Below are 18,857 nucleotides of genomic sequence, written 5' to 3'. Positions count from 1 at the left end.
AAAAGGTGGATTTTCGCCCAGTAGGTACGAATGAGCGTATAGCAACGCTTGATATTTTACGAGGATTTAGTTTGCTCGGCATTCTATTAGTAAATATGTTTGGCTTTTATTTACCGATGCCACATATTGCGGATTTAAGCAGCTGGTTTAGTGAAGTGCAGGATATTGTACTTCACCAGCTTTTGGATATATATGTTCAAAGTAGTTTTTATCCGTTATTTTCTATGCTTTTCGGGTATGGTTTAGCAATGCAGTATGTAAAAGCAAAAGAAAGGGGCATTAATTTTTATCAATTTGCTCCGAAACGTCTCTTGCTAATCTTCTGCATTGGTATGTTCCATGCCATTCTGATTTGGTGGGGCGATATTTTAGCAATGTATGCATTTTGTGGTGTGTTTTTAATTGCACTTATCCGCCTGCCGGCAATTTGGCTTTTACTAGTAGCAATTGCTGTAAATGCTTTATATCATGGATTTAATTTAAGTTTGTATGCAATGGCTGGCCTTTTTACAACATCTACAGATTCAATATCTGTAAATATTGATGCGATTCAAAGTGCAGTGACAGCTTATGGTATTGGTAGTTGGACAGATGCATTTATGCAGCGTCTCGATGATTTGGCAATACAAATGAGTATATTTATGTGGATGTCCTCATTATTTACGATTTTGCCTTATATGTTATTTGGTGCTGCTCTTGCAAAATGGCGTCTTATCGAACGGGCAAAAGAAAAAATTGTTTTATGGTTTGTTTTGGCGTTAATTGGTGTGGCTGGCGGACTGTATGTGAAAAGCCTGCCGATTGCCGGAGCTCAAACGATTGGTAATGAGTATTTACAAGTCTATATTGGCGGTCCTATTTTAGCAATCGGCTATATAGCGGTTGTAACATTGTTAACGCAGCTACCGTTCGTTGTGAAGCTTTTCTCTCCAATCGCTACGGCGGGACGTATGTCGCTGACTCTTTACATTATGCAATCTGTTATTTGTACGGTGCTGTTTTATAAATGGGGCTTCGGTCTTTATGGAAAAGTGGATGTGCAAATGGGTATTTATATGGCAATTGGAATCTTCGTCATTCAAGTATTATTTGCAGAACTATATTTTTCAAGATTTAAACAAGGACCACTGGAAGCATTACTAAAAAAAATAACTTATGGCAAGTTTGCTTCTCGGAAATAAAACCTATTATTATGTAAATTTATAGAAAGAAAGCTTAGTTTTACAGAATAATATTATTTTGTCAGAAAAGTAAGGCAATTATTTTATTTTTAATGTATGATGTAAAAAAACAGAAGGAGTGCTCCACGTTATGAAATTGTTATCATTTAAAGTAAACGAACAAGTAAAGTTTGGCCCTAAAGTGAAAAAAGAAGAGGCAGTATGGGATGTTGTCGAAATTCAAAAACAACTCAATGTACTAAAAGACTTTCCAGAAACAATTATCGACGGGATAGCACACGGCTATGAATTTGTTGAGCAAGTTCGTAAATTAGTAGAGGCAGCACAAAAGCATGAAAATGGTGCTAAATTCAAATTAGCATATTCTAATATAGAATGGTTGTCGCCGGTTCCTCGTACACCGAAAAATATAATGTGTGTCGGCAAGAATTATAATGACCATGCAGTTGAAATGGGTGCAGATAAAGCACCGGAAGATATGGTTGTATTCACTAAATCCCCAACTGCAATTGCGTCGGATGAATCGACATTATCCGTTCATGCAGAATTTACGGATTCTCTTGATTATGAAGGAGAATTGGCGATTGTAATCGGTAAACAAGGCAAAAATATTCCTAAAGCAATGGCGTATGATTACGTATTTGGCTATACAATTGCAAATGATATTACAGCGCGTGATTTACAAGAAAAACATAAACAATATTTCCTAGGAAAAAGCTTGGAAGGCAGCTGTCCTATGGGTCCATATTTAGTTACAAAAGATGAAATTCCAGATCCTCATACATTAACAATTGTAACGAAGGTGAATGGGGAAGTTCGTCAAAACGGTTCGACAAAAGATATGATGTTTACCGTCTCGGACATTATTGAGATCATTTCTAAATCTGTAACGCTGGAGCCAGGCGATGTTATTTTAACAGGCACGCCAGCAGGAGTTGGAAAAGCAATGAATCCACCTAAATTTTTAAAAGCCGGTGATGAGGTAAAAGTTTCGATTGAAGGCATTGGGACTCTGGCAAACCGATTTGTTTAATATAATTCATTTATTATGACCTTTTCTATTGTTACTTGGACGAATCCATTGAATTTATACATGCTAGCATGGTAGGATATTTCGTGTAGATAATAAATAGAAGAGGTGGAAAATTCATGGATTTCTTATCAAGTTCAACACACTTGCACATTACAGCATGGGCAATCACATTAATCCTATTTTTTGTAGCTGCATTAGCAGGCAAAAAACTAACAGCTGTTCACATGACTTTACGTGTAATGTATATTTTAGTTATCATTACTGGTCTGGCATTATTCTTAGAATGGCGTGATAAAATCGCTGAAAGCGGCATGAACTATGATATGAAAGTGTTATTTGGTATTTTAGTAATCGCATTCATGGAAATGGTATTAGTGCGTAAAAACAAAGGCAAGTCTGTTAATATGTTCTGGGTACTATTCGGTATCGTTTTACTAATTACATTATACTTAGGTATGAGCATGGGTATCGGTATTAACTTCTAATAAAAGCATGGTGTGCAAAAAGTGAATTTAACTTTTTGCACACTTTTTAATTTATTCAACTCTATATTTCCCATCATTCATTCTCCTCTATTTTATCCACCACCTGTATAAAAGGTAATATGATTTGCTATTCTTTAATTCATACACATTTTTGTCACGTATTTGTTGCATTTCCTACAAATAACTTTTGTTATCATAGCTACGTGTATAGGTTTTTTGGTAAAATGACGTTGGATTGTATGTGAAAGAGAGGGAAATAAATTGAGATTTAATAAATGGCTTAGTGCACTTACTGCAGGTGTAGTGCTTTCGACTTCATTGTCATTTGCATCATTAGCAAATGCTGAAGAAAATCGTACAATTGCAGATGAAAGTATATATGACATTTTAGTGGACCGCTTTTTTAATGGAACAGGTAAAAACGATGATCATACTGTAAATGCCCAAGACCCGACAATGTTTGCGGGTGGAGATTTCGATGGTGTCTTAAAAAAGATTGATTATGTGACGAATATGGGCTATACAATGCTTTCAGTAGGCTCAGTTTTTGCAACAGAAAAATATGACGGTTCGATGCCGACAAGCTATACACTATTAGACCCTCGTTTTGGTACAGCTGATGAATTTAAGAAAATGGTAGGTTCATACCAAAAGCGTGAGATGAAAATAATGGCTGATTTCCCTATTACAGATGTTAGTCCAAACCATGAACTTGCAGAAAAGCAAGGGTTTGTGGGGAGTACAAATGATGGGAAAATACAGTGGGATTTAACTAATGAAGAAGTACAAAACGAAATTATCGACAGTGCTGTACAATTTGTGGATACATACGGACTGGATGGCGTTCGTCTAACGAATATTGAACAAGTGGATACAGCATTTTTAAATCGCATGATTGAGCAATTAAAGGCTACTGGTGCCTATGTAATTGCAAATGCAGAAAGTGATGCGAATTTTGATGCGAAATTCTATAATGATGTCGCATCAAAATATACAAATTCCTTTAAAAATGTTGATTTGGATACTTCAGTGTTGGAACCATATATTGAAGAGACATTATCGGACACACCTGTTTTGACAATGACCGATACAATTTGGTCTGACCGTTTTACTTTAGCTGCAACGGCTGAAGGGATGTACCCTCCAACACGCAGTAAAATTTCGATTGCAAGCACACTATTATTGCCGGGTGTGCCAGTCGTTCAATACGGATCTGAAATTGCAATGAATGGTACTGCCGGTGAAGAGGCGCATCAATACTATAATTTTAAGACAGATTCAGAACTGGCAGATTATGTTGGAAAGCTTCAATCTTTACGAAATGATTCAGAGACATTACGTAATGGTGAATTTAAGTGGCTTGAAAATGAAGATGGCTTTATCGTATTTGAGCGGAAATCTGATACGGAAACGTGGATAGTTGTAATTAACAATAGCAGTAAAACAAAACGTGTCCATATCCCGGTAGCAGAGCTGGGGGAAGGAAAAGAAATCCGTGGGATGTTCAATAGTGAAATCATTCGTGAAAATAAAGATAATAACTATACTATCATTTTAGACCGTGAAATGGTTGAGGTGTATCAGGTCATCGATGCGCGAGGAATTAATACTTCTTATATTGTGGCACTTGGACTAGTTGTTGTACTTTATACGGCATTCATGATTGTCATTATGAAACGTGGGAAACAACGCCGCGCCAATTCAGCAAAATAAAATGAAATAGCCCGGAAAAGTGAATACATCGCTTTTCCGGGCTATTTTTAATAATTGGACTTAATTCGGTAACGTATCCTACAGTTTTAATCGGTCATGCAAAAATTTTGCAATACCATCTTCATTATTAGATAACGTAATTTCGTTGGCGATATTTTTTAAATCATCAATTCCATTACTCATTGCTACACCAATTCCGGCATAATCAATCATTTCAAAGTCATTGTCCTCGTCGCCAAATGCAATGATCCGCTCACGTGGGATGCCCATTTCTTTTGAAATGAAGTCAATACCAATTGCTTTACTTAACCCTTTATGCACAATTTCAATAATCGGGAAAGGTGCACCCCAGCGTCGATGCTCGATCAGCTCGGCATGCACATCCTGCAAATGTTTGCGGATAATCGGCGTATTTACATCATCTGCCTGAATCAATAAACTCGTCGGATTTTCCTTTAATGTCTGCTTGAGATCACCCATTAAAATATTAGGGCTGCCCATATTAAACATTTCGTGTACTTTTTCATCCTCACGATGGAGATATACATCATCCATTACTTCAGCGATTAAATTATCATATTCATATTTATGGACTGATTCAACAACATCGTGGACTACACTTAAATCCACAGGTGTATGGATTGTTTTCCACATGGGGTTTTTTGGATGGTGAATAAGTGCACCGTTAAAATTGACAATAGGTGTCGTTAACTCCAATTCTTTATAATAGGGAAGACTAGCCCGGAAAGGACGTCCTGTCGCGATCATTACTTGATGTCCCGCTTGCTTTGCCTTAAACAGTGTTTCCTTTGTAAGGGAGGAAATCTTCTTATCATCCGTCAATAATGTTCCGTCTAAATCCAATACTATTAAATGTTCGTTCATGAGAATAAGCCTCCTTTAGCATGGGTATTATTGTAACGTGAAAAATTAACATTCGTCAAAGTTTTGAAACAATCGTGAAGTTTTGATAAGGTTAAGGCGAGGTGAGAAAAATGATTGTTAAGCAAGAGTTGTGGAAATCTATTCCATTATTGCATGTGTATGATGAAACGATGGACGAACATACACCCGTCGTTATTTTTTTACATGGGTTCTTAAGTGCAAAGGAACATAATCTTCATTATGCGTATCAGTTTGTGCAAAAAGGTATCCGAGTTATACTGCCTGATGCAATCATGCATGGAGAACGATCAGATTATTTAACGGATGAACAGATGAACTATAACTTTTGGAAAATTGTTTTAAAATCGATTGAAGAAGTACATACGCTTTATGAAGAATTGAAACTAAAAAAAATGGTAGGCGACAAAATAGGCGTTGCTGGAACGTCAATGGGTGGCATTGTAACATCGGGTTGCTTAACTATTTATCCGTGGATTCAGGCTGCTGGTATTTGTATGGGGACAACGAGCTACACGAGGGTCGCGCTTCATCAAGTTGAGGAACTGAAGCAAAAGGGTGTTCAACTTCCAATATCTGAAGATCAGCAAAGTGCTTTGTTCGATATGCTCGGCAAATATGATATGGAAAAACATGAATCATTGTGGTCAAACAAGCCAATAATATTTTGGCATGGTGAAAAAGATACGGTCGTTCCATTTAGTATGAGTCGCCCTTTTTATGAACAACTTGAAAAAGAAGGAAAGGCGGCGGATATTCAATATATCGCAGAGCCAAAAGCAGGACATGCCGTTTCAAGAAATGGTATTTTACAAGTGACGGATTTCATTGCACAACGTTTGGCATAAAGCATTCGTTCTGCTATGATAGACGATAACACTATGTCGAAAGGGGAAATAAAAAAAATGGCAATTGATCAAGATATGAAAGACAGCATGTACGGAGCATTGGAAAACGTAATTGACCCTGAGCTAGGCATCGATATTGTCAACTTAGGTTTAGTATATGAAGTGGATTTAACAGAAGAGGGCTTAGCGATTGTTACAATGACATTAACATCAATGGGTTGTCCACTTGCACCAGTAATCGTTGACCAAGTAACGACAGCTTTAAGTGAATTACCGGAAGTAAAAGAGGTAAAGGTAGATATCGTATGGCAACCGGCATGGTCTAAGGACAATATGTCACGCTATGCAAAAATGGCTTTAGGTATCCGTTAATAAAAATATTAAAACGATTATTTTGCAGAAGCAAAATAATCGTTTTTTTTAGGTTAAGATTAAAAAGTCCGTATTATTCACTATAACGATAGTCGAAGGTAATTTTTTATTTTTCCATTGGAATCCAGTTTAAATATGTGTTTAATATCAAATAATTATTAATGAAATGCTTTTCTAAAATATTAAGGCTAAAATGCCATTTGTTACACACATATGAGTCGTTATTTCGTTTTACTTAATTATTAAGGTATATTTTATCGAGTATACAAAAATATAAGAACGTACCTAAAAAGGGAGTGTAAAAATTTGTGAGTTGACTAATTTTGACCTATAATAAAATTAGTCAGTAAAGGTCAAACTATCGGGAGGATGCAATATATGCAATTTAACCAAACTCAAGACAACCGTCCGCCTTTAGAGCAATTTGGACGTAATTTAATTGAACAAGTAAAAAATGGCAAGATGGACCCGGTTATTGGACGTGATGAAGAAATTCGCAATGTTATCCGGATTTTATCGCGCAAAACAAAAAATAACCCTGTATTAATTGGCGAACCAGGTGTTGGGAAGACAGCTATTGTCGAAGGCTTGGCTCAACGGATAGTAAGACAGGATGTGCCAGAAGGATTAAAGGATGCGCAGTTATATGAGTTGGACATGAGTGCGCTCATCGCCGGCGCTTCTTATCGTGGTCAATTTGAAGAACGTTTGAAATCCGTGTTAAAGCAAGTGAAAGATTCAGATGGAAGTATCATTTTATTTATCGATGAAATTCATACAATTGTAGGTGCCGGAAAAAGTGATGGTGCCATGGACGCAGGAAATATGCTCAAACCGATGCTTGCGCGCGGGGAATTGCATTGTATCGGTGCAACGACATTGGATGAATATCGTATGTATATTGAAAAGGATCCTGCTTTGGAACGTCGATTCCAGCAAGTTCTAGTACGTGAACCGTCTATTGAGGACACAGTATCCATTCTACGTGGTATTAAAGACCGTTTTGAAGAGCATCATCGTGGTGTTCGTATTCATGACCGCGCCATTATTGCAGCAGCACAACTAGCCAATCGCTATGTTACAGACCGTTTTTTACCGGACAAAGCTATAGATTTAGTTGATGAGGCATGTGCCATGATTCGAATTGAAATCGATTCAATGCCGCAGGAACTTGACCAATTAACACGCCGACTTACTCAGCTTAAAATTGAACAACAAGCATTGAAGAAAGAGAAGGATGATGCGAGTAAAAAACGCCTGGATATCCTTACGAATGAAATCGATACTTTAGAAGCTTCAATGCAATCGATGAAAGAACAATGGGAACTTGAGAAAAACGGTTTGCAAATTGTACGAGATAAAAAGGACAAACTGAAAAAATATGAAGCAGAACGTGATCAACTGTTCGTGTCCGGCAACAATTTAGCGCGGGCAAGTGAACTGCAATACAGTATAATTCCACAACTGGAGAAAGAGCTTGGAGAATTGGAAAAGCAGCTTAAAGATTCGGAAGGCAATCGTATGCTGCGTGAAGAAGTAACGGAAGATGAAATTGCAAAAATTATATCCCGCTGGACAGGTATTCCGGTAACGAAGCTTGTCGAAGGGGAACGTGAAAAGTTATTGCGATTAAAAGACACATTACATGACCGTGTTGTTGGACAAGATGATGCAGTCACATATGTAGCAGAGGCAGTATGGCGTGCCCGATCCGGTATTAAGGATCCTAATAAGCCAATTGGAAGCTTCCTATTCCTAGGGCCAACAGGTGTCGGTAAAACAGAATTGGCAAAAGCATTAGCAGAACAATTATTTGATTCGGAAGACCATTTTATCCGCATCGATATGAGTGAGTATATGGAGAAGCATTCTGTATCCCGACTTGTCGGAGCACCACCTGGTTATGTCGGTTATGAGGAAGGCGGACAGCTAACAGAGGCAGTACGCCGTAATCCGTATTCAGTAGTTCTATTAGATGAAATTGAAAAGGCACATCCAGATGTAGCAAATATTTTACTGCAATTGTTGGATGATGGTCGAATTACCGATAGCCAGGGCAGAGTAGTAAACTTTACGAATACGGTTGTTATTTTAACGTCTAATATTGGGTCACAATTTTTACTGGAGGCGTCTGATGATTCCGAGAAGCTTGTACAGGCGGCTTTACGTCAGCACTTTAAGCCGGAGTTATTAAATCGAATGGACGATATTATTATTTTCCATGCATTGTCGGAAGAACACTTCCATGCAATTGCCTGGAAATATGTAAAGCAGCTCCAGGAAAGAGTTGCAGAACAGGAAATTACATTGCATGTACGTAAGGAAGTAGTGGATTGGATTGTAGAACATGGCATTGATCCTCAATATGGTGCACGTCCATTAAAACGCTTCGTTCAGCGCCACTTGGAAACAATTGTTGCGCGAGAACTATTAAAAGGAGTAGTAACAGCCGGTGGTGTGCTGGAAATTATGCTGGAAAATGATGAACTGGTGATTTCCCAGAAGTAGAATTTCCAAAAAGGTTGCAATACGAAATTAAATAAAATGACAAGGGGCTGTCCAGTATAATACCGGACAGCCCCTTGTCATCTATTAATGTTGCTCTGCTTCCATGTCTGGAGTTGATTCGTTTGGAATGATTGCAGCGATAATAAGTACTAATACGCTGAATACTAATGATACGATTACGCCATTCATGAAATTAAAGTTTACACCTAATACAGAACTTACTACATAGTTAGTCATTGTTACTAAAAGGAATGACCAAAAGAAAGTAATAATATATTGCATCAATTTCACCTCATTGAACTTATTTATATCGTTATTTTGAAATTACATCTTCAATATCATACCACAAGCCTTCATGAAAATAAAAGGGGGAATACAATTTTTCGCCAAGATGTCATAAAGTGAAAATTTGGTAGGGTAAAAACATAGCTATTGTCTTTTCTATAAATTTTAATTGTTTTCAAAATACTTATACTTTATAATTAGTACCAGATACTAATATTTAGTGATTATTTTATGTTATTCAGCAGAAGGATTGGGTTGGATATGTTTGAAAACAAGGGGGATAATATATGAATGCTGGTATAATTGGCATGGGCAAGTATATTCCGGAAAAAGCTTTGTCAAATTCGGAAATTGAACAATTTTTAGATACATCGGATGAATGGATTCGTTCGCGGACAGGTATTGGAAATCGATATATCGCAGAGAATGAGGAAACATCAGATTTAGCCTATAAAGCGGCACAACAAGCAATTCAAAATGCCGGTATTACAGCAGATGAAGTGGGATTAATCATTGTCGCAACGGTTACTCAAGATCAAAACTTTCCAAGTGTAGCTTGCCAAATACAAGAACGTCTTGGTATTTCGGGTTGTGGTGCAATGGACATTTCTGCTGCGTGTTCAGGCTTTATTTACGGGACGGCAATAGCAAAACAATTTATTGAGAGTAATAGTTATGAATATATACTAGTAGTAGGTGTTGAAAAATTATCGAAAATAACTGATTGGAAAGATCGTAACACAGCTGTCTTATTTGGTGACGGTGCAAGTGCAGCTGTAATTGGTAAAGTTTCTGAAGGGCGCGGCATATTGGCATATGAACTTGGGGCGGATGGAACTGGTGGAAAACATTTATATTTAAATCCAGAAAATCACATTTCGATGAATGGTCGTGAAGTATTTAAGTTTGCAGTTCGTCAAATGGGGGAGTCCGCAGTCAATGTACTGGAGAAGGCTGGATTAACGAAGGGAGATGTAGATTACCTCGTACCGCACCAGGCGAATATCCGCATTATGGAGGCTGCTAGAGAGCGTCTAGGACTACCGGAAGAAAAAATGTCGAAAACGATTCAGAAATACGGTAATACATCGGCTGCATCAATTGGTATCTCGATTGTCGACGATTTGGCTGAGGGGAAAATAAAGGACGATGATATCGTTGTATTAGTTGGTTTTGGTGGAGGGCTTACTTGGGGGGCACTCGCATTAAAATGGGGAAAATAAAGAAAGAGAAGGGTGTTAAATGATGGAGAAAAGAAGAGTTGTTGTAACAGGAATCGGCGCAGTAACGCCAGTAGGTAACAATGCAGAGCAATCATGGGATAATGTATTAGCAGGAAAATCAGGAATTGGACCACTAACGCGTGTAGATACGAGTAAATTTCCGGTATCTGTTGCAGCGGAGGTAAAAGATTTTAATATAGAAGATTATATTGAGAAAAAAGAAGCACGAAAAATGGATCGCTTTACCCATTACGCACTAGCTGCTTCAATGATGGCTGCAAAAGATGCTAACCTTACGATTACAGAAGAAATGGCTCCTCGTGTTGGAGTATGGATTGGCTCGGGAATTGGTGGAATGGAAACACATGAACAGCAATTTTTGACATTCCAAGAGCGCGGTGTTCGCCGAGTAAGTCCGTTCTTCGTACCAATGATGATTCCTGATATGGCTTCAGGCCAAGTATCAATTTATTTAGGAGCAAAGGGAGTTAATTCATGTTCTGTTACAGCCTGTGCTTCAGGAACAAATTCAATCGGAGACGCTTTCAAAGTAATTGAACGCGGGGATGCGGATGTAATGATTACAGGAGGAACGGAAGCACCAATTGTAACAATGGCGGTTGCCGGCTTTTGTGCAAACACTGCATTATCTTTAAACCCGGACACTGCGACAGCATCACGTCCATTTGATAAAAATCGTGATGGCTTCGTTATTGGCGAAGGGGCAGGTATATTAATTCTGGAAGAATATGAACATGCAAAAGCACGTGGCGCGAAAATTTATGGAGAAGTAGTTGGCTATGGTTCGACAGGAGATGCCCATCATATTACAGCACCAGCTCCAAATGGTGAAGGGGCTGCGCGAGCAATGAAAATGGCGTTGGATGATGCGAATGTCTCTCCAGAGCAAGTAGGATACATTAATGCACACGGTACGAGTACACCGTACAACGATTTATTTGAAACACAAGCAGTGAAAACGGTATTTGGCGATCATGCATACAAGCTGGCAATGAGTTCGACAAAAAGTATGACTGGTCACTTATTAGGAGCAGCAGGTGGTATTGAAGCGATTTTCACAGTACTTGCCTTAAAAGAGGGGATTTTACCTCCGACGATGAATTTACATGACCCTGATCCGGAATGTGACTTGGACTATGTTGCAAATGCAGCAAGAAAAGCTGATGTGGAATATGGACTGAGCAATTCATTAGGTTTCGGTGGGCATAACGCTTGTTTATTGTTTAAAAAATACACAGAGCAATAGGGAATATAAAAAACGAACGGACCAATTCTATCGTCCGTTCGTTTTTCGTATAGTTGTACAAAGGATGGTGTTTTGACACGCTTCGTACTATTTCTATTTTTTTATGGGCTTTGTGTAATGTCGATTAGTAATATGATTTTATACTTAAACTATCGGACATTGGGCTATTCATGGCATGCAGTAATGCTGTACATCCTTCATGGTGCAGAACTGTATTTGCTTGTAATAGCGGTAATCGGAATGGTTAGCGTCGTTTACGGCCTAATCCCATCGCGTTCTCCATTTTCTTAAGCGTTTTGGCTGCGATAGCATCCGCTTTAGCAGCTCCTTCATCTAAAATAAGATCAAGTTCTGGAGAGTCGATTAATGCATAATAGCGCTCTTGTATAGGTGCAATATGGTCGATAACAGCTTTTGCCACACCCGCTTTAAAATCGCCGTAGCCTTTGCCTTCGTATTTTTCTTCTAAAACCTTAATTGAAACTCCTGATAATGCAGATTCAATAATGAGCAAATTGGATACGCCTGGCTTATTTTCAACATCAAATTTCACAATTCCCTCAGAATCTGTTACTGCAGATTTGATTTTCTTTTCAATCTCTTTAGGTGTATCCAAAAGTCGAATTGTTGCTTTCGTATTTGTATCCGATTTTGACATTTTTTTCGTCGGCTCCTGCAATGATTTGATACGGGCACCTTCTTTTGGTAATTGAATATCAGGAATCGTTAAAACATCATTGTAACGCTTATTAAAACGTTCCGCTAAATCGCGAGTAAGCTCGATATGTTGCTTTTGGTCTTCACCTACGGGCACGATGTCTGTATTGTAAAGAAGAATATCGGCAGCCATTAACGGCGGGTATGTTAAAAGTGCGGCAGAAACGGATTCTTTTCCAGTAGATTTATCTTTGAACTGTGTCATGCGTTCTAATTCACCGATTGAAGCGACACATTGCAGCATCCATCCTGCTTGTGCGTGCGCAGGTACTTCGGATTGGATAAATAAAATGGATTTTTCAGGATCAATACCGCATGCAATGTACATCGCTGCCAATGATCGGATATTTTTGCGCAATTCCAATCGATCTTGTGGAACGGTAATGGCATGTTGGTCGACGATGCAGTAAATAGCATTATTGTCGTCCTGTAAAGCAGGGAATTGTTTAATTGCACCGATGTAGTTTCCTAAAGTAATTGTTCCTGTTGGCTGTACGCCTGAAAAGATGGTTTTCATTGGGGGATTCCTCCTTAAAATGGGTAAATGAGATTTTCTCCAAAATTACTTGAAGTATTTTTAGACAAAAAAAACATCATGCGTCCTCTATTAAGTAAATAATAGAAGGGACGAATGATGTTAAAATCCGCGGTACCACCCAGCTTGCCACAATTGGCCACTCTTCTTCGTAACGTGAAGGGAACGAGCTAAACTAATGAAACCTACATGTAAGTTCGTTCATCAAGCTAACTCGGAAGTCCATTCCATTTAATGAATGATCTGTTTGCACCAACCACAGATTCTCTAGGCATTCGCTTTAAATGTACTACTCTTCGTCATCGTTTTTTCATAATCTTGAAAGTGATTATATCGTAAATATTGAAAAGAAAGCAATTGTTTTATTTGAAAGAAATAGGAATAAAAATGCATTGTAGTGGAAATAGTAGTAAAATAACAAGCTGATTATTTGAAACAACAAATCTTCGCTCAGTTTAGTTCTCAATTAAATTTGAATAAATGAGAAAAAACATTCTGTCTTTTAAGTTTAAATCTATTAGCATAAGGGTACAAAAATGTTGTAGCACAAAAATAAAGAAAGTGCGCTTAATAGAGAAAAACATGTAATAAAAATTATTACGGTAGTTGAATTATTTGTTGACAATGTGTATTCAAACATGGCGTATTCATGTATAATAAGAACAGAATCTTAAATTAAATTAATTCTAAACTAAGTATTATATATTTACGCTTCCATATGAAATGAAGCTGCATATATCAGTTAAATTGAAATCAATTAGAGAGGAGTGAGACAATGTTAGTAACATTATTTACTTCACCAAGTTGTACTTCATGTCGAAAAGCAAAAGCATGGTTAGAGGAACATGATATCCCATATACAGAGCGCAATATTTTTTCGGAGCCACTTACAATTAGTGAGATTAAGGAAATTTTACGAATGACAGAAGATGGTACCGATGAAATTATTTCAACGCGATCGAAAATTTTCCAAAAATTGAATGTAGATGTTGAAACATTGCCATTGCAAAGATTATACGAGTTAATACAGGAATATCCAGGTCTTTTACGCCGACCGATTATATTGGACGAAAAACGTCTACAAGTCGGCTATAACGAAGATGAAATCCGTCGATTCCTACCTCGTAAAGTACGTGCTTACCAGCTTCAGGAAGCACAACGCATGGTTAACTAAATAAAAGACACTCATGATGCTACGGTTGCCTAGGGTGCAATTGTGGCATCTTTTTTTTATTTCAGATCATATTAACAAGGAATTCTTTAATACTTGATTTAAACTGATGGGTACAATACAATTTCAATTATTCAAATAATTTATGCTGAATAATGTTTTTTCTTTTCATTTTTATCCAATCCATCATACAATAGAGTTATAGATACTTCCCATTTTTTTAAGTATCTTAGTTCCGATGCAATAGAACGCCTTATTGTATGCATTTTGGAATATAAGTGACGTTCTATACAATGACTGTGAAGGGAGTTGAGGTCTAATGGACATCGAACGCATTAATGAAAATACGTTAAAACTATTTATTACGTATAGTGATATCGAAGACCGTGGTTATACGCGTGAAGAAATTTGGTACAATCGCGCTAAGGGAGAAGAGCTCTTTTGGGATATCATTGGCGAAGTAAATACAGATGATTATTTCGACTTAGATGGTCCGATTTGGATTCATATTAATGCTTCTGATAGTGGGTTAGAAGTCGTTGTAACGCGTGCATCTGTAGGGAATGATTCCGAAACTTCATCGATGGTTGGTACTTTTGAAGACGACCTTCATATAGCAGATCAATTAAACGAAATGGAAGAATCGATTTTCAATGCAATTGGTAAGGCAGCCAAAGATGAAGAGCAGACGCTTGAAAATGCACGATTCCGATTTAAAGATATTGATGAGCTAGTACCTCTTGCAAAACGCGCAGCCCCATTGGGAGTTAAATCTGCGCTGTATAAATGGGAGGACTACTACTATTTATATGTAGAGTTAGAAAGTCTGGAAATTCAAGAAGCGAAAAATGTCGTTGCATTATGCACTGAATATTTATCCGCTTCCAAAGTTACGAGACACCGCTTGGACGAATACGCGGAGACAATTATTCCAGAGGACTGCTTTGAAACAATCATCACATATTTTGAATAATCAAGATGTTAAAGCCACCTTATTCAGGGTGGCTTTTTTGTCTATATAATTGGACTTATTTGGGGGCATAACTAATGAAAATGTCACTTTCCCACTAGTTACTTATTATAAGTTGAAAGCTATTCTTCATTTGCTTACGATAGAGAAAAAGGAGTGGAAGGCATTGTTGGTCGCACTGACAGAAAAACAACAGCTATTTCATTTAACGTCAAAGCTCTCGGAGCAGGAGCTGCAACAATTAAAGCAACGTCGGCAGTTTTATTGTCCCCAGTGCAAAGAGGAACTTTTACTGAAAGCTGGACAGATTAAAATTCCGCACTTTGCACATTATAAAAAAAGTAAGTGCGATTCATTATTTTCGGAACGGGAATCGACCACCCATTTGTTAGGCAAGCAGCAGCTATTTCAACATTTTACAAAGCTCAAGCTGCAACCAATGCTTGAACCCTATTTGCCCCTCCTCCGTCAACGACCCGATATTTTTATTTCTAAAATGGACAGGCAATATGCCATCGAATTTCAATGCAGCCCAATCTCGCAGGACCTTTTTCGACAGCGGACAAAAGGGTATTTAAAGGCAAATATTACACCTATATGGCTATTGCATACACCGGAAAAATTTCAAGCATCAGGAATGATGAAAATTTCAATTAATCATTTCAATGCTCAATTTATCCAACAGTATAACAATCAATATTTTCTCCTCACCTATGATGTAAAAAGCAAAAACTTTTACTATTTGAGTAATTTAATTCATATCAATAAAATGCAGTACTTTGCATTTGTTAAAATACTTCCGTTACATCAACAGCGATTTCCGTTCCTCATTCCCGATAAAATCCCGAAGGAAATATTTCGTCAGTTCCTTATTAGCTTCAGAGAATACCGCGACCAATATTTGCGGCCTCGTATATTGCTGAGTAAAAAAGGGGTTAATGATCGATTTTTACGTGCTTTATATGAACTGCAGTTAACGACCACTAATTTACCGATTTTTTTAGGGATTCCAGTAATGAATACAAATGCTTTTGACAGCTTTTGTTTAGAATGGCAAGTACAATTGTTTTATTTTATGAAATGTCACAGTCTTACTCCAAAAACGATGAACCAAAAGGCTATTTCGTATTTTTTTGAATGGAGTGGCATGGAACAAACTAGCGAGAGGAATGCGGCTGTTGTACAGTATTTAAAAATATTAAGGGAGCTTAATATTGGGCAAGTACATGAAAGTATGAGCTTAAATAAACTTTTTGAAGCTCTATACGACGAATGTGTTGCAATTGAGTAATGAAATTGATTAAATAGACTTATAATTTCGAATTTCGGAATATTAGGAGGCAAATGAATGGCTAAGCAAATTTTAACACGTGAAGAAGTACCGGAGCATTTAACTTGGGATTTAACAACAATTTTCGAGTCAGATGAGGCTTGGGAAGCAGAACTGAAAGAAGTAGACCAATTATCAAAGCAAGCTTCGGATTTTAAAGGGAAAGTAGCAGACAGTGCTGAAAGCTTATACAATACATTGCAATTTAGTGATGCATTATATGAGCGTCTGCACAAATTATATGTGTATTCTCATTTAAAGCATGACCAAGACACGACGAACAGCAAATATCAGGATTTGGACGGTCGCGTTCGTTCTGTTATTACAAATGTCGGAGCTGCATGGTCATTTATTACCCCTGAAATTTTAGCATTGGATGAAGCAACGCTAAACAGCTATGTGGAAAGCTATGAACCGCTTGCTTTATACAAACAGAGCTTGAAGGAAATTAACTTAGGCCGTCCGCACGTATTATCTGCAGAAAAAGAAGAGCTGTTAGCACAAATGTCGGAAGTGGCTTCTTCAGCGAGCAAAACATTTAGTGCATTAAACAATGCCGATATCGAATTCCCTAAAATTATTGGAGAAGATGGGGAAGAAGTACAAATTACACACGGCAATTACATTACTATGCTGGAAAGTGACAATCGTGAAGTACGAGAATCAGCTTTCAAAGCAGTATACAAAACATATGGTCAATATAAAAATACATTTGCAACAACTTTAGCAGGGAATGTGAAGGCCCATAATGCCAATGCAAAAATCCGTAATTACGATTCGGCACGTCATGCAGCATTGAGCAATAACTTTATTCCTGAAAAAGTATATGATCAGCTTATTTCAACAATCCATGATTATTTACCAGCACTACATCGCTATGTGGAACTGCGTAAACAAGTGTTAGGCGTGGATGAGCTGCATATGTACGATCTATTTACACCGCTTGTAAAAGAAGTGAAAATGGAAGTAACATATGATGAAGCTATGAAAACAATGGTTGAAAGCTTTGCGCCTTTAGGTAAGGAATATCAGGAGATTGTTCAAAAAGGTTTGGATAGTCGTTGGGTTGACGTTTTAGAAAACAAAGGGAAACGCAGTGGTGCCTATTCATCAGGTACATTCGGTACAAACCCATATGTTTTAATGAATTGGCAAAATAACGTGAACAATTTATACACATTGGCACATGAATTTGGCCACTCAATGCATAGCTACTATTCACGTCAAAACCAACCATATCAATATTCTGATTACTCAATTTTCGTTGCCGAAGTTGCTTCGACATGCAATGAAGAGCTTCTATTTGATCATTTAATGAAAACTTTAGATGATGAAAAGAAAAAAATATATTTATTAAATCAATGGCTAGATGGTTTCCGCGGCACAGTGTTCCGTCAGACGATGTTTGCTGAATTTGAGCATATGATTCATGAGCTTGATGCAAAAGGCGAATCGATTACAGCTGAGAAGCTAACATCAATCTACTATGATTTGAACAAACAATATTTTGGTGATGCGATGACTGTTGATGAAGAAATTGGCCTTGAGTGGGCACGTATTCCTCATTTCTATTACAACTATTACGTATACCAATATGCAACAGGTCAATCTGCGGCAACAGCCTTATCAAAACAAATATTGGAAGAGGGAGAACCAGCTGTAGAGCGCTATATTAACAACTTCCTAAAAGCAGGTTGCTCAGACTTCCCGATTGAAGTATTGAAAGCAGCAGGTGTAGATATGGAGTCACCAGAACCAATCGCGCTTGCGTGTAAGGTGTTTGAAGAAAAGTTAGATGAGTTAGAAAAGTTATTATTAAATAATTAATTGTTTGTGAAAACGCATCTGTTTCAGGTGCGTTTTTTGCTTTTGAAAACAGATTTTCTGTCTAATCCGCATTTTAACAGTCGAAAACTTCTTTCGAATAAATACGTGTAAAAGCGCTATATACCAATGATTTACTCGCTTTTAACATACTTGGAATCAATGATTAATTTGTAAGTATGGAAACGCTTACTATATGGCGAATTTGTGAAATTATAAAAGAATTATTGCAAGAAATATTATTCCGTGATAGAGTAATATTTGTGAAATAAATCACATAACAAACATACACCCCTTTGTTTGAACGTGAACATTTCTCCCATCCCCTTTGTGAAAAAGAGGCGTCCTATCTCTCGAGGATAGAGGCGCCTCTTTTGTTTTATTTATACTTCTCCTTAAATCCGTGCAAAATTCTACATAACTATTTTCCTGCCTTTATTAGCGTTTCCCGGAAATTATACTTAATTATTTTATAGGACAAAAAAACCAGCT

The 18,857-nt window shown here is 37.5% G+C and carries 16 protein-coding genes and 1 other annotated feature; of the genes, 13 read left to right on the top strand and 3 right to left on the bottom strand.

The features are described from left to right. The first annotated feature begins 5 nt into the window (after nt 1–5). From H9635_RS02905 to H9635_RS02890, 4 genes are all read left to right on the top strand, one after another. Complete coding sequence (locus H9635_RS02905; protein WP_191698635.1) at nt 6–1,181, top strand: DUF418 domain-containing protein; 1,176 nt, start codon at nt 6–8, stop codon at nt 1,179–1,181. Between the two features lie 130 nt (nt 1,182–1,311). Next, nucleotides 1,312–2,214 (top strand): fumarylacetoacetate hydrolase family protein, encoded by a 903-nt coding sequence (locus tag H9635_RS02900; protein ID WP_191698634.1) that lies wholly within the window; start codon nt 1,312–1,314, stop codon nt 2,212–2,214. Nucleotides 2,215–2,330: 116 nt separating this feature from the next. Further along, entirely contained in the window at nt 2,331–2,699 is a 369-nt protein-coding gene (locus H9635_RS02895) for a YisL family protein (protein WP_191698633.1), read from the top strand. Nucleotides 2,700–2,960: 261 nt separating this feature from the next. After that, nucleotides 2,961–4,412, top strand: coding sequence for an alpha-amylase family glycosyl hydrolase (locus tag H9635_RS02890; protein WP_191698632.1), 1,452 nt, complete (start codon nt 2,961–2,963; stop codon nt 4,410–4,412). Nucleotides 4,413–4,490: 78 nt separating this feature from the next. On the opposite strand, the gene H9635_RS02885 is transcribed toward H9635_RS02890, so the two are convergent. Then, nucleotides 4,491–5,297, bottom strand: a complete 807-nt coding sequence (locus H9635_RS02885) for a Cof-type HAD-IIB family hydrolase (RefSeq protein ID WP_191698631.1) — start codon at nt 5,295–5,297, stop codon at nt 4,491–4,493. 110 nt (nt 5,298–5,407) lie between these two features. Between H9635_RS02885 and H9635_RS02880 the strand changes: the two genes are divergently transcribed. The 3 genes from H9635_RS02880 to H9635_RS02870 all read left to right on the top strand — a co-directional run bounded on the left by H9635_RS02880 (nt 5,408) and on the right by H9635_RS02870 (nt 9,043). Then, nucleotides 5,408–6,163, top strand: a complete 756-nt coding sequence (locus H9635_RS02880; protein ID WP_191698630.1) for a serine aminopeptidase domain-containing protein — start codon at nt 5,408–5,410, stop codon at nt 6,161–6,163. Between the two features lie 63 nt (nt 6,164–6,226). Next, the gene (locus H9635_RS02875; RefSeq protein WP_191698752.1) at nt 6,227–6,535 is read left to right on the top strand and encodes a metal-sulfur cluster assembly factor; all 309 of its coding nucleotides are present in this window, start codon (nt 6,227–6,229) and stop codon (nt 6,533–6,535) included. Nucleotides 6,536–6,913: 378 nt separating this feature from the next. Continuing rightward, nucleotides 6,914–9,043, top strand: a complete 2,130-nt coding sequence (locus H9635_RS02870; RefSeq protein ID WP_191698629.1) for an ATP-dependent Clp protease ATP-binding subunit — start codon at nt 6,914–6,916, stop codon at nt 9,041–9,043. Between the two features lie 84 nt (nt 9,044–9,127). Here H9635_RS02870 and H9635_RS02865 read toward each other — a convergent pair whose 3' ends face one another. Then, nucleotides 9,128–9,325: a YjzD family protein gene (locus tag H9635_RS02865; protein ID WP_191698628.1), complete on the bottom strand. Its 198-nt coding sequence runs from the start codon at nt 9,323–9,325 to the stop codon at nt 9,128–9,130. A 290-nt stretch (nt 9,326–9,615) separates the two neighbouring features. Between H9635_RS02865 and H9635_RS02860 the strand changes: the two genes are divergently transcribed. Together H9635_RS02860 and fabF are read left to right on the top strand one after the other, a co-directional pair. Continuing rightward, nucleotides 9,616–10,551 carry a beta-ketoacyl-ACP synthase III gene (locus H9635_RS02860; protein WP_191698627.1) on the top strand — a complete coding sequence of 312 codons (936 nt, stop codon included), beginning with the start codon at nt 9,616–9,618 and terminating at the stop codon, nt 10,549–10,551. 22 nt (nt 10,552–10,573) lie between these two features. Further along, complete coding sequence (fabF, locus tag H9635_RS02855) at nt 10,574–11,818, top strand: beta-ketoacyl-ACP synthase II (RefSeq protein WP_191698626.1); 1,245 nt, start codon at nt 10,574–10,576, stop codon at nt 11,816–11,818. A gap of 244 nt (nt 11,819–12,062) precedes the next feature. Here fabF and trpS read toward each other — a convergent pair whose 3' ends face one another. Beyond that, nucleotides 12,063–13,052 carry a tryptophan--tRNA ligase gene (gene trpS / locus H9635_RS02850; protein WP_191698625.1) on the bottom strand — a complete coding sequence of 330 codons (990 nt, stop codon included), beginning with the start codon at nt 13,050–13,052 and terminating at the stop codon, nt 12,063–12,065. A 103-nt stretch (nt 13,053–13,155) separates the two neighbouring features. Next, nucleotides 13,156–13,382: a binding site (T-box leader), on the bottom strand. Nucleotides 13,383–13,845: 463 nt separating this feature from the next. Between trpS and spxA the strand changes: the two genes are divergently transcribed. The 4 genes from spxA to pepF all read left to right on the top strand — a co-directional run bounded on the left by spxA (nt 13,846) and on the right by pepF (nt 18,368). Further along, nucleotides 13,846–14,244: a transcriptional regulator SpxA gene (gene spxA / locus H9635_RS02845; protein WP_008403575.1), complete on the top strand. Its 399-nt coding sequence runs from the start codon at nt 13,846–13,848 to the stop codon at nt 14,242–14,244. A 316-nt stretch (nt 14,245–14,560) separates the two neighbouring features. Next, on the top strand, nt 14,561–15,214 hold the full coding sequence (gene mecA / locus H9635_RS02840; RefSeq protein WP_191698624.1) for an adaptor protein MecA: 654 nt from the start codon (nt 14,561–14,563) through the stop codon (nt 15,212–15,214). Nucleotides 15,215–15,263: 49 nt separating this feature from the next. Beyond that, nucleotides 15,264–16,502, top strand: a complete 1,239-nt coding sequence (locus tag H9635_RS02835; protein ID WP_191698623.1) for a competence protein CoiA — start codon at nt 15,264–15,266, stop codon at nt 16,500–16,502. A gap of 57 nt (nt 16,503–16,559) precedes the next feature. Then, nucleotides 16,560–18,368 (top strand): oligoendopeptidase F, encoded by a 1,809-nt coding sequence (pepF, locus tag H9635_RS02830; RefSeq protein WP_191698622.1) that lies wholly within the window; start codon nt 16,560–16,562, stop codon nt 18,366–18,368. Nucleotides 18,369–18,857 lie beyond the last annotated feature (489 nt).

The organism is Solibacillus faecavium, from assembly GCF_014836905.1.
GTDB classification, from domain to species: Bacteria; Bacillota; Bacilli; order Bacillales_A; family Planococcaceae; genus Solibacillus; species Solibacillus faecavium.
This window is presented reverse-complemented; position numbering and strand designations above follow the sequence as displayed.